Here is a 7551-nt window from a genome sequence, read left to right on the forward strand (position 1 = left end):
GGCGTCGACGAGCTACATCCAGCGCCGGCTGCAGATCGGCTACAACCGCGCCGCCTCGCTCATGGAGCGCATGGAGCACGAGGGCATCGTCGGACCCGCAAACCACGCCGGGAAACGCGAGATTCTGATCAATCATCTCGACCTGGACGATTGATTGCTCTCCCGATGGCAATGAAAGAAAGGCGGCTGGTACCAGCCGCCTTTTTCGTTGTGCAGGGAGACTTTACATTACTGGATGACCTGAACGACCGTTCGGGTGTCCGGATCAACCAGGACGGTCCTGTCGTTCACGATCGTGTAGCTGTAATTGTCCCGAAGCCCGACGCTCGGGGGAACGTCATAGAGCCTCACGCGCGGCGGGATCGGCTGGCCGACGACGATTTCTTCGGAGACACGCATCGTAGGACGGCGCTGGGCGACCACATAGGTGCGGACCCGGGTCGATTCCTCGGCCGAGAGAACGCCTCCTACGGCGGCACCGGCAACGCCGCCGACAACGGCACCGATGGGACCTCCAATGACAGCACCGGTCACCGCACCGCCCGCAGCGCCAGTCGCTGCACCGGTTTCAGTGCTGCTCTGGCATGCGGCAAGGGGAAGAGCTAGAAGTGTCAGGAGGGCAGCCGAGCTTAGGACGTGATTGCGCATGACGGATTCCTTTCCGGGTACCACCATGCGAACGCGGGAAAGCTTGGCCGGTTCCCATCGCGGTCCAATGGACAAGCTCCTCATTTGAAAGGTGTGGGCAGGCAAACCTTTTGTCCTTGCCGTTCATGACCTCGAATGCTTTTTCAAGACGGACAGAAACATGGGTTGGGAGGATACGATGGCGGAACGTTCCAAAATTGCGATCGTGACAGGAGCCGGGACCGGAGTCGGCAAGGCGATCGCTGCAGGCCTCTTGAAGGCCGGCTATAGTGTCGTCATGGCCGGGCGGCGGCAGGAGGCACTGGAAGCTGCCGCGCGAGAGATAGCGGAAGAAGGCGCCTCGACCCTCCTCGTGCCGACCGATGTCACGGACCCTGCCTCCGTTGCGGCCTTGTTCGGCGCCACGAAGCAGGCCTTCGGGAGGCTTGACCTCCTCGTCAACAATGCCGGGATGGGCTCTCCGGCCGTCCCATTCGAGGATATTCCCTTCGAGCAGTGGCAAAGGGTGGTCGATACCAATCTGACCGGGACCTTCCTGTGCGCGCAGGAGGCGTTCCGGATCATGAAGGATCAGAATCCGAGGGGTGGGCGTATCATCAATAACGGATCCGTTTCGGCTTACGCACCGCGCCCGTTGTCGGCTCCCTATACCGCGACCAAGCACGCCGTTCTGGGGCTGACGAAGTCGACCTCCCTCGATGGCCGCGCCTATGACATCGCCTGCGGGCAGATCGACATCGGCAATGCCGCCACGGACATGACAGCCAGGATGACGGAGGGCGTGCTGCAGCCCAATGGGACGCTCGCTCCCGAGCCCAGGATCGACCCCAAGCATGTGGCCGATGCGGTAGTCTACATGGCCGGGCTGCCGCTCGACGCGAATGTGCTCACCATGACCGTCATGGCGACGAAGATGCCGTTCGTCGGGCGCGGGTGAGACACATTGCCGTGAAAGGGGCATTCCCATCTGGGAAGTAAGCTGGACTGCTCCATCTCACTGGAAGAGCGGTCCTAAATCAGCCGCGATGTACGGTTTCTATTCAGCTTGTTCCAAGCAGGATGCGAACTGGCGGCGGAGCACGTCCTGAACGGTCGTGCCGATTGCCTTCCCATGGAGTGTAGTTTTTCGATGACGGCGACGGAATGAGTGCGATCCTCGTCAAGATCTTTGCAACCGCCCTGACCTTGAGCCAGGTTCTCGTCGATCCGGACTCGGTCAGGACGAGCTTCGATCCTGCGCGGGATCAGGAACAGGTCTCGCAGATCCTGAAAAACGGCTGCACCCATATGCGGCGCGCCTTCGACATCGAGGACATCAATCTCGACGATCTCATCACCACGGCCATGGACGACCCGCAGGCTATCGCGGGCGATCTGAAGGTGCTGCAGGGATTGAGCTTCAACGACCTGCATGCGAGCTATCGCCAGTTCTGCAAGGACGAGAAGGTCGAGCCGTCGCCTGTCGATCTCGGCGAGGTCATTTCTTACTATAATGCGGCCGTCGCCGGGCTTCCCGATGCCGGAAAGCTGAAAGGCCTCAAGCTCCCTGGCGTCAGCGTCATTCTGGATGGAAACGGCAAGCGGTTCGCGGAGGTGTACGAGCCCGATCACCGGCGCATCTGGGTTCCCTTGTCAGATGTTCCGAAAAGCGTGCAGCAGGCCTTCGTCTCGGCGGAGGACAAGCGCTTCTATCAGCACAAGGGCGTGGACGAGCGTGGCGTGATCCGCGCCTTCGTGGGCAACTTGGCCAATCCTGGACGGCCCGCGGGCGGCTCCACCATCACGCAGCAGGTGGCGAAAAACCTGCTCGTCGGCGACGACGTGACCTATGATCGCAAGATGCGGGAAATGATCGTCGCCTCGCGCATCGAACGCGTGCTCAGCAAGGCGGAAATCCTCGAAATCTACCTCAACTCGATCTATCTCGGCCGCTCCTCCTGGGGAATCGAGATGGCGGCGCGGAGCTATTTCGGGAAGAGCGCCAAGGCGCTGTCGGTCTCCGAAGGGGCGCTGCTCGCGGGCCTGACCAAGGGGCCGAACTACTACAGTCCCGACACGAAGCCCGATCGCGCTCAGGAACGCATGGCCTATGTGCTGAGCCGCTTGCAGGACGATGGATTCCTGAAGTCCGACCAGGTGCAGCAGGCAATCGCCTCTCTGCCCCCGAGGGTGCCGTTCGAGCGCATCAGGCGCACGACGGGCTTTCACTTCGTCGATCATGTGAGCCGGGATGCCCGCGCGCTTGCCGATATCGAGAGTCTGAGTGCGGGCGGCTATACGGTGCGAACCACCATCAACCCCGCTCTGCAACAGGCAACGGAGGCTGCCTTGCAGGAGGGACTTGCTCGCTATGAGTTGAGCATCGGACGACAGCGCTACCAAGGCGCCGAAGCCAATCTTGCGCAGGCCGTCAAAGCGCTCGAAGTCACGGAGGATGACGCACCGGCCTGGAAGCGAGCCTTGGAGGCGGTGCGACTGCCTCTCTATGACGTGCACTGGTCGGCGGCCGTCGTGATTGAAAAGGGGAAGGACCGGAAGACTGGAGCCAATGTCTTGCGGGTCGGCCTCGCGGATGGGCGCGTTCTGCCGCTGAATGCCTGGGAGGCGGCTCGCCGCGACCTCAAGCTCTATGACGTCGTGCGTGTCCAGGTGATCGAGCAGAAGGGCAAGGGTGCGGTTCGCGCCGATTTGAGGACGCCTCCGTCCGTGCAGGGCGGAGCGGTCGTCCTTGAGAACAGGACCGGCCGCATCCTCGCCATGACGGGCGGGTTCTCCTATCCCTTGAGCCAGCTCAATCGGGCGACGCAGGCGCACCGGCAGCCGGGCTCCGCCTTCAAGCCGCTGACCTATCTTGCGGCGCTAGCGAAGGGACTGCAGCCCAACACGTTGATCTGGGATGCGCCGGTAACGCTGCCGCCCGTGGGCGGCGAGGCCAATGCAAGGGGCGACTCTTGGAGCCCGAAGAACTTCGACGGCGGGCGCTCCGGTATCATGACCCTGCGTCGGGCACTCGAAAACTCGAAGAATCTGGTGACGGCACGTCTGCTCGACGGTGGTATCGAGTCCTCCCCGGAGCAGAGCCTGAAACGGGTGTGCGAACTTGCGATCGAGGCGCAGCTCTACCTGGAATGCACGCCGCATTATCCGTTCGTTCTCGGCGCGCAGCCAGTGCGGATCCTCGATCTCGCCGCTTTCTACACGGCCGTTGCCAATGAGGGCGCCATGCCGGTACCCCATGCCATCGAGACCGTGGAAGAGAATGGACGTGCCATCTACAGCCGCAAGGCCAATTCGCTGGTTCGGCTCGGTTCCGCCGATGCGGCCGCCTTCTTTCAGCTGAAGACCATGCTGCAGGGCGTGCTGGAGCGCGGTACGGCCCGCTCCTTGAAGGCCCTTGCGCCTTATGCCGCGGGCAAGACGGGGACCTCGGACAACGAGAACGACGCCTGGTTCGTCGGTTTCACCAACGACGTCACCATTGCCGTGTGGGTCGGGCATGACAACGCCGACGGCAAGCGCCGGACGCTCGGACGTGGACAGACCGGTGGCAAGGTGGCGGCTCCCATCTTTCAATCCATCCTTCAGGCGGCATGGGAGCACCATGCGCCCAAGGCGCCCCTCAGCCCGCCATCGCCCCAGGCGGCCAAGCAGCTCATCGCTCTGCCGATCGATCTCAATACGGGCGACCGGCTGACGGACGGGCAGGGCAGGGGCTTTACGGAATACTTCCGCCTGAGCTGGTTCGGCCGCTTGAACGAGACGCAGTTCCGCCTCGTACCCCAATCGGAGGTGTATGCGTTCCGCAATCCCGATCCGTGGAGCGATGGCGAGGAGAGGGGTGGACCGGATTATTACGAAGACGGTCCCTATGCGCAGGGGCCGGGCTGGCTGGACAGCCTGCGCCAGAATGCTCCCCCGTCACGCCGCCAGGCCGAGCCCGACAGGGGTTTCCGCTGGTGGTGGGAGGATGAGGCTCCCCGTCGGCCCCAGCGGGTGGACCCGGACTATTTTTGGCGCAACGGACAGGTTTACTGATGACATCGACGAAGCCTTTCGGATGGATGCTGACCGTCCTCGCTCTTTTTGTCTCCGCTGGAGCGCTCGAAGCCCAGGAGTTCAAGATCGACGAGGTGCCGTCGGTAACGGCCATCGCGCCGTCAAAGCTGAAGCCCAAAACCATCGTCTTCAGCGATCATAGGGACGACAGGCTTGCCGATACTGGCACGGGCCTGATCCGGTTCGAGGATTGGGCGCGCGAGAGGCCTCTGCAGAAACAGCTTTTGAGCCTTTTTCCGGATTACATTGAGCCGACCATCAAGGTCTCGGTTCATGGGATCCCGAAGTCCTACACCGAAAAGCTCCACATGTATGTGGTGGAGGCACGCTTCCTGATCGGCAAGGCGCCTGGCGCCATCGATCTTGGGCGCTACACCCGGCTCGAGGTGCTCGAAAAGATTGATCCTTCCATCAAGCATCGCCGCATCGATGCGGAGCAGGCTGCACCACAGGCGGATCCACAGAGCGCCTACAATCGTCATCCGAGCCGCCGCTGGTGCGAGGCTGAAGGCAGCCTGTGCATCGAATCCCGCTATCCGTTGGAAGGCAAGCTGCCAGTCGGAATCCGCCTCGCCAACAAGCTTGAGGAGGGCGGCAAGAAGATCTCGGAGTTCATGGAGTTTCAAACGGAGATCCGTACGCTTCCGCCTGAGGAGATCGAGCGCGCCGGCTTCGCCAAGCTCACCGGCCTCGATGCCCCCGTTGCCGGGGTGCTGGAACAGACGATCTTTCACGTCAATCAGGTCATGCAGTTCGGAAAATTGCTGGCGGTGCTCCAGCCATATCCCGCTGATGCCGGCAAGACGGTGGCAACCGTGTTCATGACCCTTGCGGTTGAAACCGATGTTCTGGAGCGCAAGAAGGAATTCGAGGGCGTTCCTGTGCTGCGGAACCTGATCCCGGCCCAGGTTCTGATGGGCAAAAGCTCGTTCAACTCCGGCAGTTCCATCAGCGCCGGTCTTCCCGACTATGTCCGCAACCGCATCCGGTCCATCGCCGGGCAGTTCGAGCAATAATCCGGATTGTAGGGGCTGAGCTGATGAAAAAGCCCCGTTCCAATCAGGCCGAACGGGGCTGCAGAGTGTGCGGAGGCGACAAGGGGTTGCGGGGAATGGTGCCTCCGTACCAAACCAAGCATTCAGCTTGATCAATGTTCCTTGGGAAATGCCATTCCCGAACCTTGGCAGGCATCAATTTTCCTTGATTGCGCCATGATCCAGGCTCTCACTGGATTTTCGGATTACTGACGAAAGGTGTGGTGGAACGCCGCATCCGCGTAACAATCCGGTTTCAAGGGTGTTGGAGCCGGGCAGTCAGCGTTTCTTCCTCCCGAACTTGCCCTCCTCGGCTCCCGCCGGGGAAGGCTTTTTGTTGGGTTGCAGGCGGCCGTTCATCGGCGAGCTTCGACGTTCTTCCGTTCCGTGCTGCGCCCTGTTATCTCCAGGACCGGTTGATTGATGTGGGTCCCCTTTGCCGGAACAGGTGGGGCGATCGACGCTGAAGAGGTTCCTTTCCATGGCCAAGGCCATTCATTCGATGATCCGGGTGCTCGACGAGCAGCGCTCCCTCGCATTCTACGACGAGGCGTTCGGCCTCCGGGTGGCGGAGCGACTGGCGTTTGAAGGCTTCACGCTCGTCTACCTGGGCAATGCAGAAAGCGAGTTCGAACTGGAACTGACAATCAATCATGGTCGGACGGAGCCGTACGTGCTCGGCGACGGATATGGGCATCTGGCATTTTCGGTCGACGATCTGGAGGCAGAGCACGCCCGGTTCGAATCCCTCGGCCTTAGCCCGACACCGCTCAAGGAACTCGAACTCGAGGGCACGCCTCTGGCGCGCTTCTTCTTCGTGCAAGATCCGGACGGGTACAAGATCGAGGTGCTTCAGCGCCGCGGCCGCTACAAGTAGCCTGAACCCGCAGATCATCCGTCAGCTTCCCTGCCCAAGTGAGGTCACGTGGCCATCCGTCCGATCGTCCGCTTTCCCGATTTTCGTCTGCGTCAAAAGGCCGAGCCGGTCGGCGATATCGATGAGGACGTGCGGGCACTTGCCCGGGATCTGGCGGAGACGATGCATGCCGCACCCGGCATCGGCATCACGGCGCCGCACATTGGCGTTCTCAGACGGCTCGTGGTCATCCAGTTGGAATCCGACCGCGAGCCGCACATCTATATTGATCCGGACATCGTTTGGTCCTCCTCCGACATGATCCGACATGTGGAGGGGAGCGTCTCCATGCCGGGCGTCACCGACGAGCTTGAGCGCCATGCCCGGGTTCGGGTGCGCTACCGAGGTCTTGACGGAGTGGGACGTGAGGAGGAGGTGGAAGGCCTGATGGCTGTCTGCCTCCAGCATGAGACCGATCAGCTCGACGGCATCTTCTGGATCGACCGTCTATCGAAATTGAAGCGGGACCGCCTTATCAAGCGGTTCGAAAAGCTCCAGCGCATCAGGGCGTGATGGTGGAGTTGCTCTGATGGTGGAGTTTTTAAAGCCGTGTTCGAAATCTATCGTATTGAAACCGTGGCCTCGGACGAGGCGGGCGGGGGCGTCATCCGCCGGATCATGGTCCGCACCGATTCCCTCGACAAAGCAAAGGAGCGGGCCCTGAAGGTGTTCTCCCTGGCCCGCCGCCCGCAATCCCGCGATCCCGAGGTCGAAGCCGTGCGCGTTCTGAATGGGGCCGGTCATGAGGTCTTTTCCATCAGCACCAGAGACTAGATCCTCGACACAGTGATTTTGACCGGTTGGCCTGCCGTCTCTTGTGACGGCACTTCGAAGCGGTGCGGGATCTGCAAGTGGATTGATCCCCATTGGACGGGGCCTCGGTACCAGATGCGAAGT

General features: G+C 61.6%; 8 protein-coding genes. 7 read left to right on the plus strand and 1 reads right to left on the minus strand.

Annotated elements, in window-relative coordinates; translation table 11 throughout:
- A partial coding sequence (locus FS320_RS34450; protein WP_152716890.1) for a DNA translocase FtsK occupies nucleotides 1–154 on the plus strand: 154 nt, incomplete at its 5' end.
- Between the two features lie 74 nt (nucleotides 155–228).
- On the opposite strand, the gene FS320_RS34455 is transcribed toward FS320_RS34450, so the two are convergent.
- On the minus strand, nucleotides 229–648 hold the full coding sequence (locus tag FS320_RS34455) for a DUF1236 domain-containing protein (RefSeq protein ID WP_152716891.1): 420 nt from the start codon (nucleotides 646–648) through the stop codon (nucleotides 229–231).
- A 178-nt stretch (nucleotides 649–826) separates the two neighbouring features.
- On the opposite strand from FS320_RS34455, the gene FS320_RS34460 reads away from it, so the two are divergent.
- From FS320_RS34460 to FS320_RS34485, 6 genes are all read left to right on the plus strand, one after another.
- Nucleotides 827–1585: an SDR family oxidoreductase gene (locus FS320_RS34460; protein ID WP_152716892.1), complete on the plus strand. Its 759-nt coding sequence runs from the start codon at nucleotides 827–829 to the stop codon at nucleotides 1583–1585.
- 206 nt (nucleotides 1586–1791) lie between these two features.
- Nucleotides 1792–4683, plus strand: coding sequence for a penicillin-binding protein 1A (locus tag FS320_RS34465; RefSeq protein WP_152716893.1), 2892 nt, complete (start codon nucleotides 1792–1794; stop codon nucleotides 4681–4683).
- Nucleotides 4683–5720, plus strand: coding sequence for a hypothetical protein (locus tag FS320_RS34470; protein ID WP_152716894.1), 1038 nt, complete (start codon nucleotides 4683–4685; stop codon nucleotides 5718–5720). Before FS320_RS34465 ends, FS320_RS34470 begins: the two co-directional genes overlap by 1 nt.
- 499 nt (nucleotides 5721–6219) lie before the next feature.
- Nucleotides 6220–6615 (plus strand): VOC family protein, encoded by a 396-nt coding sequence (locus tag FS320_RS34475; RefSeq protein WP_152716895.1) that lies wholly within the window; start codon nucleotides 6220–6222, stop codon nucleotides 6613–6615.
- 48 nt (nucleotides 6616–6663) lie between these two features.
- Nucleotides 6664–7167 carry a peptide deformylase gene (locus tag FS320_RS34480; RefSeq protein ID WP_162003425.1) on the plus strand — a complete coding sequence of 168 codons (504 nt, stop codon included), beginning with the start codon at nucleotides 6664–6666 and terminating at the stop codon, nucleotides 7165–7167.
- 36 nt (nucleotides 7168–7203) lie between these two features.
- Nucleotides 7204–7428: a hypothetical protein gene (locus FS320_RS34485; RefSeq protein ID WP_152716896.1), complete on the plus strand. Its 225-nt coding sequence runs from the start codon at nucleotides 7204–7206 to the stop codon at nucleotides 7426–7428.
- Nucleotides 7429–7551 lie beyond the last annotated feature (123 nt).

Source organism: Microvirga tunisiensis, assembly GCF_009296175.1.
In the GTDB taxonomy this organism is placed as follows: Bacteria; Pseudomonadota; Alphaproteobacteria; order Rhizobiales; family Beijerinckiaceae; genus Microvirga; species Microvirga tunisiensis.

Bases quoted from the DNA above. Each gene is read 5' to 3' on its own strand.
- FS320_RS34455 (WP_152716891.1), bottom strand. From the start codon at position 648: ATGCGCAATCACGTCCTAAGCTCGGCTGCCCTCCTGACACTTCTAGCT.
- FS320_RS34460 (WP_152716892.1), top strand. From the start codon at position 827: ATGGCGGAACGTTCCAAAATTGCGATCGTGACAGGAGCCGGGACCGGA.
- FS320_RS34465 (WP_152716893.1), top strand. From the start codon at position 1,792: ATGAGTGCGATCCTCGTCAAGATCTTTGCAACCGCCCTGACCTTGAGC.
- FS320_RS34470 (WP_152716894.1), top strand. From the start codon at position 4,683: ATGACATCGACGAAGCCTTTCGGATGGATGCTGACCGTCCTCGCTCTT.
- FS320_RS34475 (WP_152716895.1), top strand. From the start codon at position 6,220: ATGGCCAAGGCCATTCATTCGATGATCCGGGTGCTCGACGAGCAGCGC.